This window comes from Pseudomonas sp. TS_SC_3, assembly GCF_056156225.1.
In genome coordinates, this window is the sequence record NZ_CM149586.1 from 2,984,478 (window position 1) to 3,007,084 (window position 22,607).

At 59.4% G+C, this 22,607-nt stretch carries 19 protein-coding genes, 1 pseudogene and 1 riboswitch; of the genes and pseudogenes, 6 read left to right on the forward strand and 14 right to left on the reverse strand.

The genetic code is table 11. From position 1 onward, the window contains the following. Positions 1-13 precede the first annotated feature (13 nt). From AC0J6G_RS14230 to thiC, 5 genes are all read right to left on the reverse strand, one after another. Entirely contained in the window at positions 14-625 is a 612-nt protein-coding gene (locus AC0J6G_RS14230) for a YqiA/YcfP family alpha/beta fold hydrolase (RefSeq protein ID WP_475248739.1), read from the reverse strand. A gap of 65 nt (positions 626-690) precedes the next feature. Beyond that, positions 691-1,512, reverse strand: a complete 822-nt coding sequence (gene cpdA, locus AC0J6G_RS14235) for a 3',5'-cyclic-AMP phosphodiesterase (RefSeq protein WP_475248741.1) — start codon at positions 1,510-1,512, stop codon at positions 691-693. A 174-nt stretch (positions 1,513-1,686) separates the two neighbouring features. Beyond that, complete coding sequence (locus AC0J6G_RS14240; RefSeq protein WP_475248743.1) at positions 1,687-2,151, reverse strand: DUF1249 domain-containing protein; 465 nt, start codon at positions 2,149-2,151, stop codon at positions 1,687-1,689. Next, positions 2,142-2,741 (reverse strand): NUDIX domain-containing protein, encoded by a 600-nt coding sequence (locus tag AC0J6G_RS14245; protein WP_475248744.1) that lies wholly within the window; start codon positions 2,739-2,741, stop codon positions 2,142-2,144. Before AC0J6G_RS14245 ends, AC0J6G_RS14240 begins: the two co-directional genes overlap by 10 nt. 88 nt (positions 2,742-2,829) lie before the next feature. Further along, the gene (thiC, locus tag AC0J6G_RS14250; RefSeq protein ID WP_475248746.1) at positions 2,830-4,722 is read right to left on the reverse strand and encodes a phosphomethylpyrimidine synthase ThiC; all 1,893 of its coding nucleotides are present in this window, start codon (positions 4,720-4,722) and stop codon (positions 2,830-2,832) included. A gap of 93 nt (positions 4,723-4,815) precedes the next feature. Continuing rightward, positions 4,816-4,922: riboswitch (TPP riboswitch) on the reverse strand. 216 nt (positions 4,923-5,138) lie between these two features. Here thiC and AC0J6G_RS14255 point away from each other — a divergent pair. Next, the gene (locus AC0J6G_RS14255) at positions 5,139-6,581 is read left to right on the forward strand and encodes a TolC family outer membrane protein (RefSeq protein WP_475248748.1); all 1,443 of its coding nucleotides are present in this window, start codon (positions 5,139-5,141) and stop codon (positions 6,579-6,581) included. Positions 6,582-6,821: 240 nt separating this feature from the next. On the opposite strand, the gene waaA is transcribed toward AC0J6G_RS14255, so the two are convergent. Continuing rightward, a complete protein-coding gene (waaA, locus tag AC0J6G_RS14260) occupies positions 6,822-8,114 on the reverse strand; it encodes a lipid IV(A) 3-deoxy-D-manno-octulosonic acid transferase (RefSeq protein ID WP_475248750.1) in 1,293 nt (430 codons plus the stop codon). A 189-nt stretch (positions 8,115-8,303) separates the two neighbouring features. Between waaA and AC0J6G_RS14265 the strand changes: the two genes are divergently transcribed. The 4 genes from AC0J6G_RS14265 to AC0J6G_RS14280 all read left to right on the forward strand — a co-directional run bounded on the left by AC0J6G_RS14265 (position 8,304) and on the right by AC0J6G_RS14280 (position 11,634). Further along, positions 8,304-8,636 (forward strand): DMT family transporter, encoded by a 333-nt coding sequence (locus tag AC0J6G_RS14265; RefSeq protein WP_475248751.1) that lies wholly within the window; start codon positions 8,304-8,306, stop codon positions 8,634-8,636. Positions 8,637-8,689: 53 nt separating this feature from the next. Continuing rightward, on the forward strand, positions 8,690-9,862 hold the full coding sequence (locus AC0J6G_RS14270) for an NAD(P)/FAD-dependent oxidoreductase (RefSeq protein ID WP_475248753.1): 1,173 nt from the start codon (positions 8,690-8,692) through the stop codon (positions 9,860-9,862). Further along, complete coding sequence (locus tag AC0J6G_RS14275; protein WP_475248754.1) at positions 9,862-10,680, forward strand: aldo/keto reductase; 819 nt, start codon at positions 9,862-9,864, stop codon at positions 10,678-10,680. The genes AC0J6G_RS14270 and AC0J6G_RS14275 overlap by 1 nt, the downstream gene beginning before the upstream one ends. Positions 10,681-10,749: 69 nt before the next feature. Continuing rightward, positions 10,750-11,634, forward strand: coding sequence for a metal ABC transporter ATPase (locus AC0J6G_RS14280; RefSeq protein WP_475248756.1), 885 nt, complete (start codon positions 10,750-10,752; stop codon positions 11,632-11,634). A gap of 59 nt (positions 11,635-11,693) precedes the next feature. Here the strand turns inward: AC0J6G_RS14280 and AC0J6G_RS14285 are convergent. From AC0J6G_RS14285 to msbA, 7 genes and pseudogenes are all read right to left on the reverse strand, one after another. Then, positions 11,694-11,982 (reverse strand): annotated as a pseudogene (locus AC0J6G_RS14285) (acyl-CoA dehydrogenase family protein); the annotation flags it as partial. A 121-nt stretch (positions 11,983-12,103) separates the two neighbouring features. Then, on the reverse strand, positions 12,104-14,059 hold the full coding sequence (locus tag AC0J6G_RS14290) for an acyltransferase family protein (RefSeq protein WP_475248758.1): 1,956 nt from the start codon (positions 14,057-14,059) through the stop codon (positions 12,104-12,106). Between the two features lie 29 nt (positions 14,060-14,088). Further along, a complete protein-coding gene (locus AC0J6G_RS14295; RefSeq protein ID WP_475248760.1) occupies positions 14,089-14,736 on the reverse strand; it encodes an acyltransferase in 648 nt (215 codons plus the stop codon). 3 nt (positions 14,737-14,739) lie between these two features. Continuing rightward, the gene (hldE, locus tag AC0J6G_RS14300; RefSeq protein ID WP_475248762.1) at positions 14,740-16,164 is read right to left on the reverse strand and encodes a bifunctional D-glycero-beta-D-manno-heptose-7-phosphate kinase/D-glycero-beta-D-manno-heptose 1-phosphate adenylyltransferase HldE; all 1,425 of its coding nucleotides are present in this window, start codon (positions 16,162-16,164) and stop codon (positions 14,740-14,742) included. A 65-nt stretch (positions 16,165-16,229) separates the two neighbouring features. Further along, the gene (locus tag AC0J6G_RS14305) at positions 16,230-17,630 is read right to left on the reverse strand and encodes a PIG-L deacetylase family protein (protein ID WP_475248763.1); all 1,401 of its coding nucleotides are present in this window, start codon (positions 17,628-17,630) and stop codon (positions 16,230-16,232) included. A gap of 2 nt (positions 17,631-17,632) precedes the next feature. After that, positions 17,633-18,529, reverse strand: coding sequence for a GNAT family N-acetyltransferase (locus tag AC0J6G_RS14310; protein WP_475248765.1), 897 nt, complete (start codon positions 18,527-18,529; stop codon positions 17,633-17,635). Continuing rightward, complete coding sequence (gene msbA, locus AC0J6G_RS14315; RefSeq protein ID WP_475248767.1) at positions 18,529-20,361, reverse strand: lipid A export permease/ATP-binding protein MsbA; 1,833 nt, start codon at positions 20,359-20,361, stop codon at positions 18,529-18,531. Before msbA ends, AC0J6G_RS14310 begins: the two co-directional genes overlap by 1 nt. A gap of 105 nt (positions 20,362-20,466) precedes the next feature. Here msbA and AC0J6G_RS14320 point away from each other — a divergent pair, with 105 nt between their 5' ends. Continuing rightward, entirely contained in the window at positions 20,467-21,096 is a 630-nt protein-coding gene (locus tag AC0J6G_RS14320) for a lipopolysaccharide kinase InaA family protein (protein ID WP_475248769.1), read from the forward strand. A 50-nt stretch (positions 21,097-21,146) separates the two neighbouring features. On the opposite strand, the gene AC0J6G_RS14325 is transcribed toward AC0J6G_RS14320, so the two are convergent. Beyond that, positions 21,147-22,601, reverse strand: a complete 1,455-nt coding sequence (locus AC0J6G_RS14325) for a hypothetical protein (RefSeq protein ID WP_475248771.1) — start codon at positions 22,599-22,601, stop codon at positions 21,147-21,149. Positions 22,602-22,607 lie beyond the last annotated feature (6 nt).

Here is a 22,607-nt window from a genome sequence, read left to right on the forward strand (position 1 = left end):
GGTCTCTTGTGGGTCAATTGAGAGCGGAAAAGTCGATATCCTGCCACAAATAGCGAGGAATACCGGCGAAAGCGAACAGCATCGGCAGGCGTTCAGCAAAGCCCTGAAAGCCGTGATTGCCGCCAGCCTGGATGCGCAGCGCGCAGGCGCGGTAATGGTGCTGGGCATCACGGTAATCAAGGGTTTCGTCGGCGGTCTGCAACCACACCTGATAGCGCGCGGGGTCTTGCAGCGTCAGCACATCTAGTTCGGCCAAGGCCGCCACGTGGTCGGTGGTCAGCTCCCAGGTTTCATCGCAGTAATGGTTCTTCTGCGGGCCTAGGTAGCCATCGAAGCGCAGGTGTGGACGCACGGCCGGGTTGATCAACAACGCAGGCAGCCCATAGCGTTCGGCCAAGTGGGTCGCATAGTAGCCGCCCAGTGAGCTGCCAACCAGCACGGGCCGACCAAGCTCGGCAATCAGCGCCTCAAGCTGGGCGATTGCCTCACGCGGATGATGGTGCAGGGCCGGCACTCGAAGCTGCGCAGCCAAGCCCAGCTGCGTCATGGCACGCTGCAACTGGCTGGCCTTGAGCGAAGCTGGCGAGCTGTTAAGCCCGTGAAGATAGAGTATGGATGTGGTCATGGGGCGGGAGGCTAACCGGTTGCGGCGACCGGCTGCAACCGGTTAGCCGCCGTGCTGTACAGGGCTTAATAGCCTTTGATGGTGTAATCGATTTCGAACTTGATCCCGGTCACCCGCGACACACCGGTTTCCAGGCGACCATCATCGAACAAGCGCAACCAGCGATAGCCCGGCGCGGTTTTATCAACCTGAAACTCCTCGCTACCCGGGGCGAACTGCACGCAGGTCGAGGGCGAGGCCAATAGGCGAAGAGGGCCGCGCTGCAGGTCGATCTCCTGGTGGATGTGCCCCCACAGCAGCGCACGCACATGGCTGAAGCGTGCCAGCAGGGCAAACAGGGCGTCGGCATTACGCAGGCCAATGGGCTCCATCCATTTACAACCGATAGGCACGGGGTGGTGATGCAAACACACCAAGTGGTGGCGATCTGGCGCTTCACTGAGCGAACGCTCTAGCAGCGCCAGTTGTTGGTCATTGAGATACCCCGGCACGGCGCCTGGGATTGAGGAATCAAGCAGGGTCACGCGCCAGTTACCCAAATCAATCACCGGCTCGAGCAGAGCAGTGCCCACGCAAGCGGCCTGCATGGCCGGCACTTCATCGTGATTACCGGGGAGCCAGCGCGCAGGCGCGGGGATGGCGGCGGTTGTGTCACGAAAGCGCTGGTAAGACTCAACGCTGCCGTCCTGCGAGAGATCACCGCTGGCGAGAACCAGATCAATCTGCGGTTGCTCCTGCAGCACCCGCTCGATCACCCGCTGCAGGCTGTCCTGGGTATCCAGCCCCAATAACTTACCGGCCGCATCGGCAAACAAATGACTGTCGGACAACTGCACCAGCAGTACCGAGCGATCAACAGCAGTGGTTTTGGTCGATGCGTCCGGCAAGACCTTCTCCTTGAGCGGAATGCGTGGATTATGCTGGCAGCCTGATCGACGGTAAACCCGTGAAAGAGGAATAGATCACAGAACGCCCGCTGTAAATCCAGCCCCTGACGCAGCGGCTAACGCGCGCCACGGGGCAGCCCAGGCGCCGCGCAGCAGCCGAATACCGCCAGCAGGCTAGCGAACGGGCGCCGGCTCATGACCGCAGGCCAGGCAATGGCTTAACCACTCACCGAGAAACAGGTTGAGCTGGGTCTTCTCATCGGGTTGGTGCATCGCCGCATTCGGATACGGGTAACGGCCATGAAAGCGCCGCGCGCTTTGCGCGCCAACCACTTCCGCCATGCGCGCATCGTGGTAGACGCGAACCTCCAACTGCGGCACCGGCAACCAAGCCAAGCTGTGTTCCTGACGCACAGAAAGGGTCGAGGTGTAAGGGCAGGTTTCCAGCACATCCAGCGCCAGCACGCCTAGCAACTGTTCGCCTTGGCTCAGCGCGACACGGCGCGCCTGCCGCTTGCTATCCGCACCGTCACGCATGCCCGGCAGCAACTGCATCAGGCGCGCATAGTTGGCTTCGCAAGCAGCTTGCAGCTCGACCAGGTCGACCCGATAACGCTCGCGCAGCAGGTTCACGACCACAACCCGCGCACTTCAGTGCGATTCAGTGCCAGCCACTGCAGCGCGATGATGCTGGCGGCGTTGTCGATGCGACCGTCTTTGATGGCATCCAGAGCATCCTCCAGTGGCCAGACATGCACACGAATATCTTCGCCCTCCTCCGCCAACCCGTGCACACCACCCGCGCCCTCACTGTCGCAACGGCCGATGTAGAGATGCACGCGCTCGTCCGAGCCACCGGGCGAGGGATAGTACTGAGTGATCGGCCACAGCGAGGTCAGCGGCAGATTGGCCTCTTCCAGCGCCTCACGGTGCGCCACCTCGTCGGGCTGCTCGTCCTTGTCGATCAGCCCTGCCACCAGTTCCAGCAGCCAGGGATTGGCGCTTTTCTCCAGGGCACCAATGCGGAACTGCTCAATCAGCACCACGCAATCGCGCTGCGGGTCATAAGGCAGCACACACACGGCATCTCGACGCACAAACAATTCGCGACTCAGCTCCGGCCCCATACCACCGGCAAACTGGCGATGGCGCAAACGCAGCCGATCGAGTTTGTAGAAGCCGCTAAAACAGGCCTCGCGCTCGATCACTTGAACATCTTCTCGTTGCATAACGCCCCCTAATTAACAGAAACGGGCCCGAAGGCCCGTCCTGGTTACACCCTATGCTGCGCCGAAAAATCGCACAGCAGAAGCTCCATTACACCTTGTGGTAGAGCTGTGCCCCCTGCGCCTTAAACTCCTCCGCCTTAGCTTGCATACCCGCCTCGGCATCCAGGTCGAGTGCGGCGATGCGTTGCTCTTCAGCATAGACGCGGACTTCCTGGGTGATCTTCATCGAGCAGAACTTCGGCCCGCACATGGAGCAGAAGTGTGCCACCTTCGCCGAGTCCTTGGGCAACGTTTCGTCGTGATAACTGCGTGCGGTGTCCGGGTCGAGGCCGAGGTTGAACTGGTCTTCCCAGCGGAATTCAAAGCGCGCCTTGGACAGTGCGTTGTCGCGAATCTGCGCGCCTGGATGCCCCTTGGCCAAGTCGGCCGCGTGGGCGGCAATTTTGTAGGTGATGATGCCGGTCTTCACGTCATCCTTGTTCGGCAGGCCTAGGTGCTCCTTGGGCGTGACGTAGCAGAGCATGGCGCAACCGAACCAGCCGATCATCGCCGCACCAATGCCGCTGGTGATGTGGTCGTAACCTGGTGCGATGTCAGTGGTCAGCGGGCCAAGGGTGTAGAACGGCGCTTCGTCACAGCATTCCAGCTGCTTGTCCATGTTCTCTTTGATCAACTGCATCGGCACGTGGCCGGGGCCTTCGATCATGGTCTGTACGTCGTGCTTCCAGGCGATCTTGGTCAGCTCGCCGAGGGTTTCCAGCTCGCCGAACTGCGCTTCGTCGTTGGCGTCGGCAATCGAGCCCGGACGCAGGCCATCGCCCAGCGAGAAGCTGACGTCGTAGGCCTTCATGATTTCGCAGATGTCTTCGAAATGGGTATAGAGGAAGTTCTCTTTATGGTGCGCCAGACACCACTTGGCCATGATCGAACCGCCGCGCGAAACGATACCGGTGACGCGCTTGGCAGTCATCGGCACATAGCGCAGCAACACGCCGGCGTGGATGGTGAAGTAGTCCACGCCCTGCTCGGCTTGCTCGATCAAGGTGTCGCGGAACAGTTCCCAGGTCAGTTCTTCGGCTGCGCCGCCGACTTTTTCCAGCGCCTGGTAGATCGGTACGGTGCCGATTGGCACGGGCGAGTTGCGGATGATCCACTCGCGGGTTTCGTGAATATGCTTGCCGGTCGACAAGTCCATGACCGTGTCGGAACCCCAGCGAATGCCCCAGGTCAGCTTGGCCACTTCTTCTTCAATGGACGAACCCAGCGCCGAGTTGCCGATATTGCCGTTGATCTTCACCAGGAAGTTACGGCCGATGATCATCGGCTCCAGTTCAGTGTGGTTGATGTTGGCCGGGATGATCGCGCGGCCACGGGCGATTTCTTCACGCACAAATTCGGGGGTGATGATTTTCGGCACGCTGGCGCCGAAGCTGTGACCGGGGTGCTGCTGATCAAGCAGGCCGGCGGAACGCGCCACTTCCAGCTTCATGTTCTCGCGGATGGCCACGTATTCCATCTCTGCGGTGATGATGCCTTGGCGCGCGTAGTGCATCTGGCTGACGTTGGCGCCGGCCTTGGCGCGGCGCGGGTTGTTGACGTGGGCAAAACGCAGCTTGGTCAGCTCGGCATCGGCGAGGCGCTGCTGGCCGAAGTTCGAACTCAGGCCCGGCAGGCGTTCGGTGTCGCCACGGGCTTCGATCCACGGCGAGCGCACATCGGCCAGGCCCTTGCGCACGTCGATGATGACATTGGGATCGGTGTAGGGGCCGGAGGTGTCGTAGACCACCACGGGCGCGTTGATCTCGCCGCCGAAGTCAGTAGGCGTGACGTCCAGGCTGATTTCCCGCATCGGCACCAGAATGTCCGCGCGCGAACCCTGCACATAGACTTTCTGCGAACGCGGAAAAGGTTGGATCGACTGCTGGTCGACTTGGGCGGATTCACTCAGGATCGGGTTGAGGTTTTGTTGTTGTGTGCTCATCGGCGGTTCTCCAGGGCTATGTGTCGGAGCGAACCTGGGCGGATGAGCAGCGAGAGGTGCACCTGGGGCGGTGCCAGAGGCTCGCCGGAGGAAAGGCGAGCACATCTTGTTCCCTACGCAGGCTTTAACCTGATCAGGTTCAACGGGATCCGGCAGTAGCCAATCTCAGCCCCTCAATTAGGGCACCCCGACAAGAACGCGCTCAGTCTAATCAACCGCGCTTAATAAAACCAACCCGCGAGTCAAATAGTTATGGGCCATGCGTCGAATCGTGGCGCGATGCTGCAGCCCCGGAATTGTTGCAACCAGGCAACATAGCTTGTTGCAAACTACACTACCCCGGTAATAACTGCCCTTGACCCCTCAGGCACCGCCCCTTAGCCTTGCCGATTACCGCCAAATTCAGGATCACCTTAATGTTGCGCAGACTCTCTCTGGCTCTCGCTGTGGCCGCCGCGTCCAACGGAATGGCCTGGGCTGCTGAACAAGCCCCGCTGTCCACCAAAACTGACCTGGTCACCGTTTACCAGGAAGCCGCCGCCAACAATGCTGACTTGGCCGCCGCCCGTGCGGATTACGAAGCACGCAGCGAGGTGGTGCCCCAGGCCCGCGCCGGCCTGCTGCCCAATCTGTCTGCCGGTGCCAACCTGAGCGACAGCCGCACCCAGGTCGACTCGCCAGCCAACACCAGCTCGCGCAGTGGCATGGCCTATCAAGCCAACCTCAGCCAGCCACTGTTCCGCGCCGACCGCTGGTTCCAGCTGCAGGCCGCTGTTGCGAGCGACGAGCAGGCCGCGCTGGAGCTGTCCGCCACCGAACAGAACATGATTCTACAAAGCGCGGAAACCTACTTTGCGGTGCTGCGCGCTCAGGACAACCTGGCCTCGACCAAGGCCGAGGAAGCGGCGTTCAAGCGGCAGATGGATCAAGCCAACGAGCGCTTTGATGTCGGCCTGTCGGACAAGACTGACGTGCTGGAAGCCCAGGCTGGTTTCGACACCGCCCGCGCCAACCGCATCATCGCCCAGCAACAGGTAGAAGATGCCTTCGAGGCCCTGATCACCCTGACCAACCGCGACTTCGCCGCCCTCGAAGGCATCGAGCACAGCTTGCCGATCCTTGCGCCGACGCCGAATGACGCCAAGGCCTGGGTCGATACCGCCGCGATGCAGAACCTTAATCTGCAAGCCAGCAACTACGCCGTTGAAGCCGCCGAAGAAACCCTGCGCCAGCGTAAATCGGGCCACGCGCCCACTCTGGATGCGGTTGCCAGCTACCAGAAAGGCGACAACGATAGCCTCGGTTTCAGCAACAACGCCGCCAGCGCCAATCGCTTCAGCGGTGATATTGAGCAACGCTCGATTGGCCTACAACTGAATATCCCGCTGTACAGCGGCGGCCTGACCAGCTCGCAGGTGCGCGAGTCCTACCAGCGCCTGAACCAGACCGAACAGCTGCGTGAAAGCCTGCGCCGTCAGGTGGTGCAGAACACCCGTAACCTACACCGCGCAGTGAACACGGATGTGGAAACCGTGCAGGCGCGCAAGCAGTCGATCATCTCCAACCAGAGCGCCCTGGAAGCCACCGAAATCGGCTATCAGGTCGGTACGCGTAACATCGTTGACGTGCTGGACGCCCAGCGCCAGCTTTACAGCTCAGTGCGCAACTACAACAACGCGCGTTACGACTACATCCTCAACAACCTGCGCTTGAAGCAGGCCGCCGGCACCCTCAGCCCGGACGACCTGGCCGCCCTGGAGCAGTACCTGAAATCCGACTACAACCCGGACGAAGACTTCCTCCCACCGGACTTGGCCAAAGCCGCCGAAGCACAGCTGCGCAGCAACCCGCAGTACTGAGTTGAGAAGTAAAAAAGCCCCGCTGGTTTTGCCAGCGGGGCTTTTTATTGGCTGCTTAACGCATGGCTTTTGAACAGACTCAAGTGACCTCACTCAGAAGCACCACAACCTGTGGGAGGCGCTTTAGCGGCGACATATTTGAAGCCCAGCGGCGGTTGGCTCAGTCGCGGCTAAAGCCCCTCCCACGGCGTTTGCATCAGCCGCAACACCATCCACCCCAAAGCCCCTACGGCGGAGGTGTCAGGGCTGACGGTTGAGCAACCGCTCCAAGCCCGCTAGCAGTCGCGCCAGTGCACCCTGATTGGCCTGCATCACCGCCAACCCAGCATTACGCATGGCCTGCGCTGTATCAGGCTCACACCACAGCTGCGCAACCCGTTGCACCAGCTCTGCGGCGTCGGCCACCTCGCTCAGCGCACCGGCCGTGCGTAACTGCGCGGCAATCTCCAGAAAGTTAAACAGGTACGGGCCGCTCAATACCGGCTTGCCCAACGCCGCCGGCTCCAGCAGGTTATGCCCGCCATTGGCCACTAGGCTGCCGCCGACAAAGGCGATATCGGCCAGGGCATAGAGAAACAGCAGCTCGCCCATGGTATCGCCGAGCAACACCTGATCAGCGGCCTGCAGAGCCTCGCCCGTTGCACGACGCCGCGTACTGAGGCCTTGCCGCTGGCACAACTCGAACACCGCATTGAAACGCTCGGGATGACGCGGCACCAGAATCAGCAGCGCTTCAGGGTTCTCCTGAATCAGCTGGCGGTGGGCGGCGAGAACGATCTCGTCTTCACCGGCATGGGTGCTGGCGGCGATCCATACCGGGCGCTGCGTCGCCTGCCATTGCTCACGCAAGACCGCAGCGCGGGTAAGCAGCTCTGGATCAATCGTCAGATCAAACTTGATCGAGCCGGTGACCTCGACGCACTCAGCGCGCGCGCCCAGGCTGCGAAAGCGTTCGGCTTCCAGCGTTGTCTGCACCGCCAGCAGATTCAGCTCGGCCAGCATCGGTGCGGTGAGGTTGGCAAAACGCGCATAACCACGGGCCGAACGCTCGGACAGCCGCCCGTTGGCCAGCGCCACGGGAATACCGCGCTTGGCGCACTGGTGAATATGGTTGGGCCACAGCTCGGTTTCCATAATCACTGCCAACCGTGGCTGCACCTGATCGAGAAAACGCGCTGCCGCCCAGGGCAGGTCATAAGGCAGGTAGCAATGCTGCACACGACCCGCGTATTCCGCACCGCCAAACATCGCCCGAATACGCTCCGAACCGGTCGGTGTCATGCAGGTGATGGTGATCGGTAGCTGTGGGTAGCGCGCCAGCAGCTCACGCACCAGCGGCGCGGCGGCGATGCTCTCGCCCACCGACACGGCGTGCAGCCAGATACCGCCGGGCTTGAGCGCCGGTAAGCCGAGGGCAAAGCGTTCGCCAATACGCTTGGCGTAAGCCGGCGCCTGCCAGGCACGCCAGGCCAAACGACCAGCCACCAGCGGCAGGCCGACGTGAAACAGCAGGGTATAGAGGTGTCTATTCATGGCGCGCAGCTTATGCACTTTGGCAAACAGCGTCGAGTCACGCGCGCCTCTTCCGGCAGCGGGCACCGGCCGCAATCTTTGCAGCAGGTAGTCAGTCGCACGTTCGAACAGTACGACGCTGATAGAGAATCGCTTTATCCCAGCCGCCAGCTCATTAGAATGGCCACCAGACCACACGGAGCCACAAATATGGGCGGCTATATTTACCTCGCTATCGCCATCACGGCCGAAGTCATCGCCACCACCTCGATGAAAGCGTTAGATGGTTTCAACAAACCCCTGCCCCTGCTACTCGTTGTGGTCGGCTATGCCATTTCGTTCTGGATGCTCAGCCTGGTGGTGAAAACCATCCCGGTCGGCGTTGCTTACGCAGTGTGGGCGGGCCTGGGCATTGTGCTGGTGAGTATCGCCGCGGTGTTTCTCTACCAACAAAAACTGGATCTGCCGGCCATGCTTGGCATGGGCCTCATTGTCGCGGGCGTGGTGGTGATTCAGCTGTTCTCGCAGAGCACCGGGCATTGACCGTGCTGCAAGCGGGTTATACTGCGCGCCTGTTTTCCCGGTGAGACACACGCATGTCCCAGGCGTTAAGCACTGATATTTTGATCGTCGGCGGCGGCATCGCCGGCCTCTGGCTAAATGCGCGCCTGCGCCGTCAAGGCTTTGCCACCGTGCTGGTGGAAAACGCCCGCCTCGGCGGCGGGCAGAGTGTGAAATCTCAGGGCATCATTCACGGCGGCGCCAAATACGCCCTACACGGCGCGCTGAGCGGCGCCTCCGAAGCCATCGCCGACATGCCGCGGCGCTGGCGCGAAGCTTTGGCCGGCAGCGGTGAGCTGGATCTGGCTGGCGTGCGCCTGCTCTCCGATGCCCACTACTTGTGGTCCCCCGGCAGCCTGGCCGGCAATATCACCAGTTTCTTTGCCAGCAAGGCCGTGCGCGGCCGGGTCGATCAGGTCAAGGGCGAGCAACTGCCCCCCGCGCTGCAGCACCCCAAATTCAAAGGCAAGGTCTACCGCCTGGCCGAGTTGGTGCTGGATGTGCCAAGCCTGATCAGCCGCCTGAGCGAGCTGGCCGGCGATGGTTTGCTGGCCGCCGAGCGCATCGAACCGCTGCGGGAAAACGGCGAGCTGGTAGGCCTGCGCATCGACGGCAGCGAGATTCGCGCACAACGTATCATCCTCAGTGCCGGCCGTGGCAATGCCGAACTGCTCAGCGCCCTTGGCCTGACTCAGCCGGCCCAGCAACTGCGCCCGCTGCATATGGCCCTGGTAAAAGGTCCGACACTCAAACCGCTGTACGCCCACTGCCTGGGCGGTGGACCGAAGCCGCGCGTGACCATTACCACCCACCCGGCGGCCGACGGCCAGTGGGTTTGGTACCTGGGCGGCGATCTGGCCGAAGCCGATGGTGTGGCCCGCGACGAAGCTGCGCAGATCCAGGCGACGAAAAAAGAGCTGAACGAGCTGCTGCCCTGGGTCGATCTGTCCGCCGCGCAATGGGCCACGCTGCGAGTGGATCGCGCCGAGCCGGCGCAGTCCGGCCTTGTACGTCCGGACAACGCCTTTCTCCACGAGCACGGCAAACTGCTGGTGGGCTGGCCAACTAAGCTGGCGTTAGCCCCGGACTTTGCCGACCGCGTGCTAGCGGCGCTGAGCCGTGACGGTATTCAGCCCACCACACATGCGCCACTGCCCGCGCTGCCGCGCCCGAGCGTCGCCCCACCCGCCTGGGAGGAACTGTTCTGATGCATCCACTGCACAGCCTGCACAACCTGCATCGCCCATTGGGCGAGACCGAGCTGCTGGTTTCGCCGCTGGGCCTGGGCACGGTCAAGCTGGGCCGCGACCAGGGGGTGAAATACCCCAACGGTTTCACCATCCCCGACGACGCCGCAGCCCGCGAACTGCTGGCCCAGGCCCATGACCTGGGCATCAACCTGATCGACACCGCGCCGGCCTACGGCACCAGCGAAACCCGCCTCGGCCCGTTGTTGCGCGGCCAGCGCCAGCAGTGGGTAATTGTCAGCAAGGTCGGTGAAGAGTTCGAGGACGGTCAGTCGCGCTTCGACTTCAGCCCGGCGCACACGCGCTTCTCGGTAGAGCGCAGCCTCAAGCGTCTGGAAACCGATTTTATCGACCTGGTACTGGTGCATTCCGACGGTAACGACGTGGCCATTCTGCGTGACAGTGGCGTGTACGAAACCCTCGCCGAGCTTAAGCGCGAGGGCAAGATTCGCGGATTCGGCCTCTCTGGCAAAACCGTCGAAGGCGGCCTGCTGGCACTGGAACACGGTGACTGCGCGATGGTCACCTATAACCTCAATGAGCAAGGCGAGCAGGCAGTGCTCGACTACGCCGAACTGCACGGCAAAGGCATCCTGATCAAGAAGGCCCTGACCAGCGGCCACGCCTGCCTGGCGCCGGGCATCGACCCAGTGCGCGCCAGTTTCGAGCTGATCTTTGGTCACCCAGGCGCCTGCAGCGCGATTATCGGCACCATCAACCCGCATCACCTGGCACATAACGTCGCCACCGCTGCCGCTGTAATTCAGGATATTGCCTGACGGCCCTCACCCGACGATCTGTGCCAAGCTCTCAGGCCATGCCTACGCCCATGCCCGCGAGGAGTTGCCATGCCGCGCACCCTGATCCGCAAAGACCCAAGCAGCTTCAAGACCCTGCAACTGTTTGTCGAAGCCACCCCGGAAGGCCTGAGTTACCAGGGCCTGGGCATGCCGCTGAACTTCAGCCAGATGCTGGAAAAGCGCAAACCGGCGGTAGTGGCCGACACTCAGCGCTTTGCCGTGGAGCTGGCCAACCTGGGCGTTTCGGTGCGGCTGACCCTCAGCTGGCAGGGCCGCGAATACTGGGTACTGGTGCGCCAGCGCCGCGCGGATCGCGGCGACGTGGTGCTCAAGCTGATCTCCGGCTACGTGCCGGCCCATGAACTCAACCTTCCGCTGCTCACCGCGATTCAGGAAGTGGCCGAAGAATGCCTGCTGGAAACCCCGGAAGGCTGGCTAAGCGGGCGCTTTGGCGACACCTGGCTGCCAACGCCCTACCAGAGCAGCCTGCGCTACCGGGAAACCGCGCACTTCAGCCTCAGCCCGCTGTCCGGCGCGGCGCGCCCAGTGCAGTGCGGCAACCTCAAGCTGCTCGAACGCCCGCGCGCCTACGTGCACCTGCCAACCGCCTCGCTACAGCTGGTCTACAACCTGCGCCTGGATCTGCCCAAGGAGACGCGCCAGCTCAGCCTGCTGCATGTCGATGAACACCTGGAAGATGGCCAGCTGATCGCCCGCCTCAACCGCGCCCGTCCCGATCTGTTTCTGATTCCGCTGGACCAAGGCCGGCCGACCGCCGAGCTGCTGACCCTGAAGCAAGGTCAACTGTCACCCGCCAGCACCCGCGGTCTATGGCTGGCGGAGAGCTTTGCGCCACAGGATGGCTGGCTGGTACGGGACGAACGCATCCGCTGGAAGGATTGGCTGGTGCAGACGCAAAAAGGCCCCACCTAAGCAAGGCAAACAGGGATTTCAGGCAAGCGGGGGGGGGGGCACCCAGCCCGCGTGAACAACTACTTCAATTCGCTGGAACTCTTACACAGCAAGCGCCTGGCGACGATCAGCAGTTGGATCTGCTGGGTGCCTTCAAAGATGTCGAGAATCTTCGCGTCGCGCGCCCACTTCTCCAGCAACTCATTCTCCTCATAATCCCGCCCCGGCCGACTCGACGCGTTTCAGGATCACCTCGTTGGCCACACGCCCGGCTTTAGCCTTGGCGATGGACGCCCCTTTGGAGTTGGTCGGTTTGTTTTCGGCGATCCAGATAGCTTTCAGGGTCAGCAACTAAGCAGCTTCCCATTCAGTCCTATTTGTATGCCGGAACTTATGGCATCTAGCGCCATGCGTGAGGTGTAAGCAATCATACGAGCGGCAGGGGCAAGCACCTGCGACGACGCTGACAACTAGCAAAATGGTAAGTTATTTAATGTGAGAAAATCGCCCTGAACATAGGCACTAGCAAGAGATTCCCAAATTCGCTGAAGTGATCACTATCGCGATAGAGCGGGCGATTGCCTTCGGCACTGGGACATTTGCCTTCGCTACAGAGGTAGGGTAGAGGATCAAGCACATGCACCCCACAACTCCTGACTGCCTCGTCTTGCAACGACCAGACAAAAGCATGCCGTTCATGATACTCCGTCAGCGACAGACTGAAATTTCGCTCCCGCCCCAACAACATGGCTCGTCCGATAAGCGTCGGAACATCGACACCCATTTCCGGGGTCGGCCGCACAATATAAACTGGCCGATGCTCGGCCATACTGCACATAGTCGTCACATACCGTTGACGGAACTGCTCAAGGAATTCTGCACTGAACTGTTCGACCGGTTCGCCGAAGTGAAAAGCTGGCTTAGCACTGGTCGGTAAACCGCCATGAACATATTCGGAGGTGCGGCCCACCATCACAACCGGAACACCAGCCGGATAGCCGGCATGCTCTTTTTCCAGATCAGCGTTGAGCTTGTCGCAATAGGGTTTTTCCTTATCAGTCTGCATGCCGAAGGCGATCAGACAGCCGCTGCCGCCGCGGAACAGTACGCCACCCTGCTCATCAGGCAGCGCCGCCTGCAGGGCAGTCACCACTGCATCGGCATGGCTATCGCCAATCAGTATGGCTTTCACAGGCTCTTGGCCGTATATGCATGAAGCCGCAGGGTCGAGGCAATCCTCCAGTCGCGGGTTGTGGTTCTTACGCTCAGCTTCGACGAGCGCCACCGCTTCCGGCAGACGGTCAGGGAAACCACTGCGACGCACTTGTTGAGCCACCGTGGCAGCCAGCACCAACACCACTATAACGACGATCCCGGCCCGGCCTACGGAAAGCAGACTCAGGCGCCGGCGTGCCGGTACTTCGACAAACATGTAAGACAGGTGCCCCAACAAAATCGATGCGAAGATGGCTACTGCAACCCAAAACGGATCGCTCAGCAACTCGAGATAGGCTAGCGCCACTACCAATGGCCAGTGCCAGAGATAGATCGAATAGGAGCGCGTACCCAACCACTGGGCAGGCAAATTGGCTGTCCACGCTGAATGACCGCGCGCAGCCAACAGCACCAACGCGGCACCCACGACGGGGAGAATGGCTCGCCAGCCAGGCCATACACTTTGCTTGTCGAGGAGCATGATCGTAGCGAGGATCAAACCGAAACCCGCTAATTCCAGCGCCCTGCGCAAACCATCAGGCAGTCTTCGATGGCCAAACATAAATACCAGTGCACCGGCTAGCATCTCCCAGGCGCGAGTCTGCAGCATATAGAAGGCCTCACTGGGCGCCACAGAGGTACGCCACAGGCACAGACCTAGAGAAACGACGAAGAGCCCCCCAAGCACCGCCGTGATCGCACGCCGGCCCGGCAGTACCTTGCTAACCAGCATCAACACCAGCGGCAGGATCAGATAGAACTGCCACTCCACCGACAAAGACCAGGTATGTAGCAGCCACTTCTCCTGAGAAGCGACATCGAAGTATCCTGACTCTTCGAAGTAGCGGAGGTTGGAGCTAAACGTAAGGCTTTCACGGGCATGCTTACCCAGCAACTTGTACTCTTCCGGCATAAGGAAGAACCAGCCAAAAACTAACGCCGCCATGCACAGCACGATCAGCGCCGGGAATATGCGCCGAGCCCGCGCCAGATAGAAACGCCACACCGAGAACTCGCCACGCTCGATGCCACCGCTGATGATGCCGCACATTAAATAGCCGGAAATGACGAAAAACACATCAACCCCAGCAAAACCACCGCTGATGCCTGTCACACCGAAGTGATAAAGCACCACTGCCATCACGGCCCAAGCGCGCAGACCATTGATATCCTGCCGAAATTCTTGCGCCACCGCGCCTGCCACTCCACTCACAGCAACACTTCCCTGCATAAAGGGCGCCTGCCGCGCCATGGTCTTTTTTATATGAGCTCGCGGTCCCAGCGGATACCACGCTTGACGATCTTTGCCGGCACGCCAGCAACCACGCAGTTGCCTTCTTCAAAGGCCTTGGCCACTAGCGAACAAGCACCGACCACGCTTTCCGGATGTAACACTGTCCCTTTGAGAATCTGTACATCGCGACCAACCCACACCCGATCGGCAATGCGCACATCACGGGAAAGGTTGACGCGCTGATTGCTAGCCATATCAATGATCGAGTGCTTATCGCCAGTACGGATCAGAATATCGGTGGACAGCATGCAATCGTTACCGATGTCGATACTTGCAGCCTCGTCGACTAGCAGATATGCCCCTTCCACAGTGGTATCGGCCCCAATGCGGATATGCTGACCCCGGGTGTATCGCAAATAGATCTTGCCGGAGCTGATGCGCGCACGCGCACCAATTTCAATCAAATTATCTTCGCCATCGAGACGAATCTCGCAGTGACTGACTTCTACGCCCTCACCGAAAACCAGGCGGTTGTTACGCCCAGCTAGCTTGATAGTCACCTTCTTGAGCAACCGCTCAGAGTTGCGAGGAAGCTCGATAAGGTTACCGGATTTGATCTTGAAACGATTTTTGTAAGCCAGATTGCGCAACGAAAGGTATAAACGCTCAAACATGTCTTAATCCTGGCCGCGAATCTTTTTGACGATAGATGTGGTCGAGCTGTTTTCCACCAGCCCCAGCACCCGCACGGTGCCGCCATAAGCAGTGACGATGTCGGCGCCCACCACCTGCTCGATACCGTAATCGCCGCCCTTGACCAATACATCCGGCTTAACCGCGCGCAATAGGTTTTCCGGGGTGTCCTCGCTAAAGCTCACCACCCAGTCCACTGCACCCAGGCCGGCTAACACGGCCATGCGCCGATCCACTGCGTTAATCGGCCGACCCGGGCCCTTCAAGCGGCTTACCGATGCGTCATCGTTGACCGCCAACACCAGCCGGTCACCTTGAGCGCGGGCCTGCTCCAGATAGGTCACATGACCGGCATGCAGAATGTCGAAGCAGCCGTTGGTGAAAACAATTTTCTCGCCATGGGCGCGAGCATCCTCAATCGCCAGCAGCAGCTGATCGAGGCTCAATACGCCGCGCTCGGAGCCGGCCTCACGCTGGATCGCGCGACGCAGCTCGGGCGCGCTAATAGCCGCAGTGCCGAGCTTGCCCACGACAATGCCAGCAGCAAGGTTGGCCAGGGCCACGGCCTGCGGCAGTTCCTCGCCTGCGGCAAGGCTGGCAGCCAGGGTTGAAATCACCGTATCGCCGGCACCGGTCACATCAAATACTTCACGGGCGCGCGCCGGCAGGTGCAACGCTGGGTGCTGAGGGCGCAGCAAGGTCATGCCATGCTCACCCCGAGTCACCAGCAGCGCGCCCAACTCCAGATCAGCCATCAACGCGGCGCCTTTTGCCACTAACTCGGCCTCATCAGCGCATGGGCCAACAATGGTTTCAAACTCGTGCAGGTTCGGGGTAATCAGGCTGGCACCGCGGTAGATGGAAAAATCCTTACCCTTCGGGTCGGCCAGCACGGCAATACCTTTGCTGCGGGCCAGCTGAACCAGGGCCTGATGGTTTTGCAGGGCGCCCTTACCGTAGTCAGACAGGATCAGCACTTTGATGCCGTCCAGTTGCGATTCAACACTGGCGGCCAGTGCGGCGCTGTCGGTACGAAAGGGTTCTTCGAAGTCCATGCGCAGCAATTGCTGATGGCGGCTCATCACCCGCAATTTGACGATGGTGGGCTGGTCTTTGATGCGCTGAAACAGGGTTTTCACCCCTACCGCGTGCAGCCTGTCACCCAAGCTGGCCGCGGCCTCATCTTCACCAGTCACACCGATCAGCACGGCCGGCGCGCCGAGGGCGGCGATATTCAACGCGACGTTGGCGGCACCGCCGGGACGATCTTCAATTTGCTCGACCTTAACCACCGGCACCGGTGCTTCCGGGGAGATTCGCGAAGTAGCGCCGTGCCAATAACGATCGAGCATGACATCGCCCACCACCAGAACGGCGGCCTGGTCGAAACGTGGCATGGACAATTTCATAAAGACTCCAGAAGCGGCTGATGCAAATCGCCGCAGATCATAACATTTGCAGGCCAATACGCCGGCTAGCCGCCGAGGGTACGCACCCAGAATAATTCATGGCGGCGCACAGCCTTACGGAAGAACTCATCGTCACCGGTTACCGGCCAACGCCGCCCCACCAGTACACGCTGGATCAGCCGGCGAATGCGCCGCTTGAGTGGCAGTGCGCCTTGCAAGTCGTGCTGCATGGCCAACGCCATGGCCTTGTCCAGCTGCTGCGCGGCATCAAGGCTTGGGCTCCACATACCATCGGCTGGCAGCAGTTTAATGGCAGGCGGCAAAGCAATGCCAAAGCCTGCCGGGCCCATTGGCCAGCGGTCGTTATCGTGCAGATGATTGGCATACAGCAGTAAGGTTTTTGGCTTCCAGCTGCTCAACTCAATCGCCTCCAGCAAGGCCTGGGTGCTCGCCACATGGTCGCTGTGGGGGTCCAGCTGCGGGTGAGGCGTTACCACCACCTCAGGCTGAAAATGCTCAAGGGCGCCGCGCAAGTCAGCAACCAAATTATGCCAGCTGGGCACGCCGTCATTGTCGCCGGGCAGCGGCACTGAATTGGCGGCACGCACGCTGCGAATATCACGGTCTGTCGACTCGCGCGAGCCAAAGCCTTGTTCGGGTTGCGCCTGCATGGCCGGTAACTGCAGGCAGTAGTAACCCAACTGCACACATTGGCGCTGGGGCACACCGCCCCAGAGCGGCACAGCAAGGCTATCCCATGCCCGTAGACGCCCCTTGAGGCGAGCAGCTGCAGCCTGACCCAACCCCAACTGCTGATAGGCTTGCGCCTCAATTTCGCCCTGGGTCAGGGTCACAATGCTGACGTCATGCGCCCGGCTATAAAGGCCAAACGCCGCCAGCTCAGCGTCGTCAGCATGCGGAGCCACAATCATCAGCCGTTGCTCGGCGTAATTGGGGTTGCTTAGGGCATATAGAGTGACCACTGGCTCAATATTGCAGAAACGACCGCGAATCTGTAATTGCCCACGGGCCAACTCCTCACGCTGGCCGGACAAATTCAAATAACGACGACCGTTCACACCCCGCTCGAAATCCTGCCGATCAGTACCGATCAGCACAAAAGGATCCAGCCAGCGGCCAAGCCAACCGGCCTTGAGCTGTACTTGCAGGATGAGGGTTTCCGCAGCCTCAATATCGCCTGCTAGCCGTAGACATCCCGCCTCAATGCGCCCTGCCAGTGCGGGCACATCGTCAGTAAAGCGATAGTGGTAGTCATCCTCTGCCGCGTAGAACAGGTGATCGGCAAACCAGGCCTCATGCGCGACCCAACCCACGACCAAGAGCAGTGGCAACCACCACCACGCGACGAATACGCCAAGTGACAGCAGCAGCGCCAACGCCAATAAAAGCGCGATACGCTTCTGCCGGCGGTGGCGCTTGAGGAGTGATTGCTTCCGGGCAGACATAATCAGACCTGATAGACCGGTACGCGGTTACACCAACGATCTTTGTACTCGCGATCAGCCCGACCGAAGGAGTAGCGCAGCGGTTTGCCCAGCGCTCGCGCGTCAGCCCAGGCGGCTTGGGTGTTGATAAAGCTGAGCACGCTGCCGGGGCTGAACTCACGATTTTGTGGGTCAACACCGCCGTTGATGTACTCCAAACTGACCCACTGCGGCGCCTCGACACGATAGAGCACCTGAATCGCCACTGGCTGGTCATTTAAGTAAATCAGCGAGCCGGTCATAAAATCGCGCATCAAGCTAAACACCTCCGCCAAATGCGCCTTGCCGGTCGCCTCGAAGCCCCAGCGCCGCTGAAACAGATCGGCGTAAATCGCGGCCTGCTCACCAGCACTTAACTCCAGCATCGGCCGGACAACCCCACCGGCATCATCTAGCAAGCGCTGCTCACGGCGCTGGTTATAGCGGAATTTCTTGCTGTACGCCTCAGGCTCGCGGGCCAGTGCGAGGCCTTCGGGCTGCTCACGGCGATCGAGCACCTGTTCGGCATTCAAGCCCGACAGATAGCGCACCTTATGCCTTATTGGCACGCGCACATCACTCGCCAGGGGCAAAATAATCTCAGCATTCCCCAAGTCAAAAAGACCACGCTTACCTTGCTGTTTAAGAACGTCTTTGGACAACGCCAAATGACGCCCCCAGGTTGGCAGCGCACCGCACAACTCGCCTTGCTCAAACCAGCCAAGATAACGCACCGGCAAACCCGCCAGCCCCGCCAGGCGCTCGATCACCTGCGGATGGGTGGCAACGCTGCCGCCCAACTTTTGCCAGGCAGTGGCATAAGTGACGGCATCAATCGGCGTCCAACCGCGCTCACGCCAGGCACGTAGATGATTGAGCATCAGGCACTTGGCTCCGCATCCAGGTTGGTGTCGTCAGCAAAATCACGGGCATGCAGGCGCGCGTAGTAGCCATTGAGCGCCAACAACTCTGCGTGAGTACCACGCTCAACAATCTCTCCCTGCTCCATCACCAGGATCAGATCCGCTTTCTCGATGGTGCTCAGGCGGTGGGCAATCACAATCGTGGTACGCCCTTCAACCACCTTATCCAGTGCAGCCTGAATATGCCGCTCGGACTCGGTATCCAGCGCCGAAGTGGCCTCATCAAGAATCAACAACGGCGCATCCTTCAACAGCGCACGGGCAATGGCCAGGCGCTGACGCTGACCACCCGAGAGCAACACGCCATTCTCGCCCACCAGGGTGTCGTAGCCCTGCGGCATTTTCTCGATAAATTCGGCGGCATAGGCATCTTCAGCGGCACGCTTGACGGCGTCCAGCGGCGCACCGGCCAGATCGCCATATGCGATGTTATTGCGTACAGAGTCGTTGAACAAAGTGACATGCTGGGTCACCAAAGCGATGTGACGGCGCAAGTTACGCAGTGTGTATTGTTCAATGTCCAAACCATCGAGCAGAATTTGGCCTTGCTCGTGGTGATAGAAACGCGGGATCAAATTCGCCAGAGTGGATTTGCCACTGCCCGAACGTCCAACCAGAGCGACCATCTGGCCAGGTTCGACAACAAAAGAAATATTATTGAGCACCGGTTTTTCTGCGCCCGGATAATGGAAGCTCAGATCACGCATCTCAAGGCGCCCGCTGACGCGTTCACGCTCCTCGGTGCCACGATCAACCTCCAGCGTTTCGTCGAGCTGCTCGAAAATGCTTTCGGCACCAGCCACCCCCTTTTGCACAGTTGAACTGACCTCGGAGAGCTGACGAATCGGCTTTGGCAACATGCCAGCAAGAGTGATATAAGCGATCAGATCGCCCGCCGATGCATCGCCGCGCATCAGCAATACGAGAAACATCAGCACGGCCATGGCAGTAAATATAACCACCTGGAGCATGGGGGTATAAATAGCAGCGGTTTTGGTCATACGTAGCTGTTTATCATTGTTACTCTGACTGGACTCGAGAAAGCGGCACTGCTCATACGCCTCTCCACCGAAGCTACGCACCACTCGATAACCTTGAATAGTTTCGGATGCAACATGGGTAACATCCCCCATGGCCACTTGAATTTTCTTGCTCTGTTTACGGAACTTGCGACTTGAACTGCTCACCATCAAACCGATAACCGGGAGAATGGCGACCATCACCAACGTCAACTTCCAATTCATCCACAACAGTGTGGTAAATAGGAATGCCACGGTCATACCCTCGCGGATAACTACCTTAATCGCATCGGTGGCAGCACCGGTAACCATGGTGACATTGAAGGTAATCCTTGAGATCAGGTGCCCAGAGTTATGCCGATCAAAATAACTATTAGGCAATTGCAGCAAATTATTGAATAGCGCCACCCGCAGATCATGCACTAGCCCCAGAGAAACCCGAGCAAGAAAATAATTACCCAGAAAGGATCCGACACCCTGCCAAACTGCAATCAAAACAATGAGTAGCGGTACCGCCTGCAGCAGACGCAGGTCAGCCAACCAAGGCAACTTCTCCAACAGCCAGGGCATCTCGGCAAAAAGGCTGGCATCGGGATTAGACAACCCGTCGACAAAAAATTTAAGGATGTAACCCAGCATTGGCTGAGTCGAAGAGAACATGGCAAAGCCCGCAATACTGATCACAAACAAGCCGATATAAGGCTTTACGTAGCTCAGCAGGCGGAGGTAGATAGCCAGACTGGAGGAGTTGTTTTGCTCAGTGCCACTCATGTAATCGCCTAGGCTCTAAAAAGTGAGAATTGTAGCATGGTGCCTCTGCCACCAACTCCAATGGACTCGGTTAAGATGGCGTCCTCCGATCAAATGGGATGTTCCATGCAAACCCTTCCCCATGAGCGTTACCAGCAAATGCGCGCCGGCGCCCAAATCCTCGAAGCGGACAGCTTCGGAGACAAGGTCCTGCGACTGGCTGATGGCAATTTCATCAAACTGTTTCGCCGTAAGCGCCTACTGTCCTCTGCCCTGATATGGCCCTATGCACAGCGCTTCGCCAACAACGCGAAAAGCCTACAAGACCTCGGCATCCCTTGCCCCAAGGTTATTGGTGTCTATCGACTAGCAGCACTTGAGCGCGACATCGTGCACTATCACCCCCTACCTGGGCTGACCCTACGCCAACTGCGCAACGCTCCCGATGCACCGAGCGACCTACTCGAAAGACTGGCCATTTTCATTGCCGAGCTGCACGAAAAAGGAGTCTATTTTCGCTCCCTGCATCTAGGTAACGTGGTACTGACCCCACAGGGAGAATTGGGGCTGATCGACATCGCAGACCTCAAAACTCAGCGTTGCGCACTAAGCCGCGCTCAGCGAGTGCGCAACTTCCGGCACATGCTGCGCGATGCCGAAGACCGCGATTGGCTGCGCTCCGCAGGTAACGCACAATTCGCCAGGGCCTACCGTGATGCAAGCGGCAGCCCCCTCCACCTAGACACACTGGAATAGGTAAAAACACAAACGGGCCCTAAGGCCCGTGTGCATATGCAATAAGCTATTCAGTTGCTGATGACCAGTACCGCATCATCTTTCCGGTTGGCGAAGCGTACCAGAACACGTAGGTCATGCCGCTCCAGCCACTGCAGGAGCCAGGGCTCATCACCATCGGCTTCAATTAACAGATAGCGGTAGCGCTGTGGTTCGGCCAGCACCTGCTCCAGCGGCTGCTTCATGGTTTGATAGCCGAAACCAGCGTAGTAACCGATGCGTGGATCATCATAGTAGATGGCCGAATCATGCGCTGCATGATGCGATAACCAATGGCCCGCTTCGACATAGTGAGTTTTCTTCGCCCCCAGAGAAATCACGTTATCTAGCATTTGCAGCACCAGCAGCGCAGCTAGAACCTTACCCATACTAGGAAAACGCCGAACAAAACCGACCAGGGCAAAGGCCAGTAACGGCAGCGCGAGCAGGTTCAGATAACTGACATACCGAGAATTAACGAAGCCCTGTTGAATAAAGAACACTACCAGCACGGCAACATAAATAAGCGCCGCGCAAGCAAACAAGCGGTAACGCTGCCAGTAAGAACTGAACGCGGACCAGCCATCACGCTGCAAAAACACCAGAGCCACAGGACCGCAGAGCTTGATAAAGCTGAGCAGGATCGCCAGCAAAATCATGCCCATCAGTAATGAACCAGCCTCATCATCCATGTACTTGGCAAAGACTGCATCAGCCAACGCAGCGGTCTTAGCATCGAAAACAGCCTTGAGAGCGCCCGGATCAAGTAGTCTCAGGTAATACTCGACTCGACTCTGAGAGAGTTCACCAACTACGCCCAGTACGACAATTGCAGCAACCACCCCAAGAAGAGGCAATGCAGCCAGTTGCAGTAAGCGCCACCACCCTGCGCGACTGAACATATCTGGGAGCCGCCACAGCGCAATGGCGCCCAAGAGCATGAGCGCCTCCAGACGGAACAGAGCCGCACCAAGTATCGCCAGGTGAATCGCAGCAGCACGCAGCAAGCCCCCCCGTTCAGACCAGGCCAGAGCCAACCAGAGCGCCAGCGCAGAGAAAAACCAGAACCCCTGTTCGCGTAAAATATCGTCACGGAAGGCGTTAAAAGCTGGTAATGCCAACACCAGTAGCAGCAACCAAGGAACAGCATCAGGAAAAGCTCGACGTAGAGAAGCGACCAGTAAGGCACAGGTGCCAGCCATAAATAGCGCACACCAAAGGTAAGCTGCTAATTCTAGAGGTACCCCAAAATACTTGTGGGTGCCAGCAAGAAGCAATGCAAACCAAGGCCAGTTGAACCGCTCCTGTGCGACAGTGAGGCCATGCTCACTCGCTTGCTGTGCAATATCCAAATAAAACGCAGCATCTTTACCAACAGTTGCTGCGCCCATAACGGCAATTAACGACAGAATTAAACTACCGATAAATGTTACAGCTAGTGGTGACCGAGCCACCCAACCCAGTAAATATTCCTTGGCATTCGACACAACAGA

Coding starts and splice junctions, on each gene's coding strand:
- AC0J6G_RS14230 (WP_475248739.1), bottom strand. CDS start 625: ATGACCACATCCATACTCTATCTTCACGGGCTTAACAGCTCGCCAGCT.
- AC0J6G_RS14245 (WP_475248744.1), bottom strand. CDS start 2,741: ATGCAACGAGAAGATGTTCAAGTGATCGAGCGCGAGGCCTGTTTTAGC.
- thiC (WP_475248746.1), bottom strand. CDS start 4,722: ATGAGCACACAACAACAAAACCTCAACCCGATCCTGAGTGAATCCGCC.
- AC0J6G_RS14255 (WP_475248748.1), top strand. CDS start 5,139: ATGTTGCGCAGACTCTCTCTGGCTCTCGCTGTGGCCGCCGCGTCCAAC.
- waaA (WP_475248750.1), bottom strand. CDS start 8,114: ATGAATAGACACCTCTATACCCTGCTGTTTCACGTCGGCCTGCCGCTG.
- AC0J6G_RS14265 (WP_475248751.1), top strand. CDS start 8,304: ATGGGCGGCTATATTTACCTCGCTATCGCCATCACGGCCGAAGTCATC.
- AC0J6G_RS14270 (WP_475248753.1), top strand. CDS start 8,690: ATGTCCCAGGCGTTAAGCACTGATATTTTGATCGTCGGCGGCGGCATC.
- AC0J6G_RS14275 (WP_475248754.1), top strand. CDS start 9,862: ATGCATCCACTGCACAGCCTGCACAACCTGCATCGCCCATTGGGCGAG.
- AC0J6G_RS14280 (WP_475248756.1), top strand. CDS start 10,750: ATGCCGCGCACCCTGATCCGCAAAGACCCAAGCAGCTTCAAGACCCTG.
- AC0J6G_RS14290 (WP_475248758.1), bottom strand. CDS start 14,059: ATGCAGGGAAGTGTTGCTGTGAGTGGAGTGGCAGGCGCGGTGGCGCAA.
- AC0J6G_RS14295 (WP_475248760.1), bottom strand. CDS start 14,736: ATGTTTGAGCGTTTATACCTTTCGTTGCGCAATCTGGCTTACAAAAAT.
- hldE (WP_475248762.1), bottom strand. CDS start 16,164: ATGAAATTGTCCATGCCACGTTTCGACCAGGCCGCCGTTCTGGTGGTG.
- AC0J6G_RS14305 (WP_475248763.1), bottom strand. CDS start 17,630: ATGTCTGCCCGGAAGCAATCACTCCTCAAGCGCCACCGCCGGCAGAAG.
- AC0J6G_RS14310 (WP_475248765.1), bottom strand. CDS start 18,529: ATGCTCAATCATCTACGTGCCTGGCGTGAGCGCGGTTGGACGCCGATT.
- msbA (WP_475248767.1), bottom strand. CDS start 20,361: ATGAGTGGCACTGAGCAAAACAACTCCTCCAGTCTGGCTATCTACCTC.
- AC0J6G_RS14320 (WP_475248769.1), top strand. CDS start 20,467: ATGCAAACCCTTCCCCATGAGCGTTACCAGCAAATGCGCGCCGGCGCC.